A 1,745-nucleotide genomic window follows, 5' to 3' on the forward strand; every position below is an offset into this window, starting at 1 on the left:
GCGGCCGGGCCGCCGCGGTCTCCGGGGGCACGACGCGGATCCCGCTGCGTGGTCTGCTGGGCGCGGCGGCCGACAAGTTCACCCGGAGCCGGAGCGAGATCCCGGACGCCACGTGCTGGGTGGACGCCGACGCCACCGAGCTGCTGAACGCCCGGGCGGCGATGAACGCCGGTTCCGGGCCCAAGATCTCGCTGATCGCGCTGCTGGCCAGGATCTGCGCCGCCGCCCTCGCCCGCTTCCCCGAGCTCAACGCCACGGTCGACACCGGGGCGCGGGAGATCGTGCGGTTCGACGACGTGCACATCGGCTTCGCCGCGCAGACCGAGCGGGGGCTGGTGGTGCCCGTGGTCCGCGACGCCCACCGGCAGAACGCCGAGTCGCTGTCCGCCGAGTTCGCCCGCCTCACCGAGTCCGCGCGCAGCGGAGGTCTGCGGCCCGCCGAACTCACCGGTTCGACGTTCACCCTCAACAACTACGGGGTGTTCGGGGTCGACGGCTCGACCCCGATCCTCAACCACCCGGAGGCGGCCATGCTGGGCGTGGGGCGGATAACCCCCAAGCCATGGGTGTACCGGGGTGAGCTGGCGGTGCGTCACGTGACGCAGCTCTCGCTCACCTTCGACCACCGGGTCTGCGACGGCGGGACCGCGGGCGGGTTCCTCCGCCATGTGGCCGACTGCGTCGAACAGCCGGCGGTACTCCTCCGTTCCCTGTGATCGGGACGCCCTCCATACTCGTGGGGTGACCGACCACGAGAGCTCCCCCGCGGTGCGGGGTGCCGAGCACCACGGCTATGACGCCGTGGTGCTCGCCGGCGGGGCCGCCCGCAGGCTGGGCGGCGTCGACAAGCCAGGCGTGCGGGTCGGCGGAAGGGCGCTGCTCGACCGTGTCCTCGCCGCCTGTGCCGGGGCCGGCCGGACGGTCGTGGTCGCCGAGCCCCGGCCCACCGCCCGGCCGGTGCGCTGGACGCGTGAGGAGCCGCCCGGTGGCGGTCCGCTGGCCGCGCTGGCGGCGGGCCTCCGGCACACCACCGCCGACCGGGTCGTCGTGCTCTCCGCCGACCTTCCCTTCCTGACGCCCGAGACGGTCGTCCGACTTGTATCCACCCTGGCCCCGTCTTCGACCCCGGTCCAGTCCTCCGCCCCGGTCCAGTCCTCCGCCCCGGCCTCGGCCCAGTCGTCGGCTCCGGCCCCGGCTCCGGGTCTGCCTTCGGCCCCGGCCGGGCTGTCCGCCTCCGTCGTGACGCCCGATGCCGTGCTGGTCGTCGACGGAGAGGGCCGGTGGCAGCCATTGGTGGCCGCCTACCGCGCCGAGCCGCTGCGGAAGGTGCTCGCGGAGGTCGCCGAGGCGAACGGCGGTCTGGCCGGGCTGCCCCTGCGGCGCGTGACCGAGGCGCTTCGGGTCACACTCGTCACCGACCCCGCCGCGTCCTACGACTGCGACACCTGGGAAGACATCGAAGCCGCCCGCGCACGCATCAGGGAGCATGAGCACGTGTTGGATGAATGGATCACCGCAGCCAAGGACGAGCTGGGCATCGACCTGGACGTCGACCGTGCCTTGCTCCTCGATCTCGCCCGTGACGCCGCGCACGGTGTCGCCCGTCCCGCGGCGCCCCTGACCACCTTCCTGGTGGGCTACGCGGCAGGCCGTGCCGGCGGCGGTCCCGAGGCCGTCGCCGAGGCGGTCCGCAAGGCCGTCGCCCTCGCCCAGCGCTGGGCCGAGGAGAGCGCCTCCGGTGAGGC

Annotated in this window: 2 protein-coding genes; both read left to right on the plus strand. The window is 74.3% G+C overall.

Going from position 1 to position 1,745, the window contains the following annotated elements; all coding sequences use genetic code 11:
• Positions 1–716: dihydrolipoamide acetyltransferase family protein (locus tag HW445_RS29805; RefSeq protein ID WP_180223930.1), on the plus strand; the 716-nt coding region annotated here is incomplete at its 5' end.
• Positions 717–741: 25 nt separating this feature from the next.
• On the plus strand, positions 742–1,745 hold a 1,004-nt coding region (locus HW445_RS29810), incomplete at its 3' end, for an NTP transferase domain-containing protein (protein WP_308800169.1).

It is taken from the genome of Streptomyces sp. UH6 (genome assembly GCF_013421635.1).
Classification (GTDB): domain Bacteria; phylum Actinomycetota; class Actinomycetes; order Streptomycetales; family Streptomycetaceae; genus Streptomyces; species Streptomyces abyssomicinicus.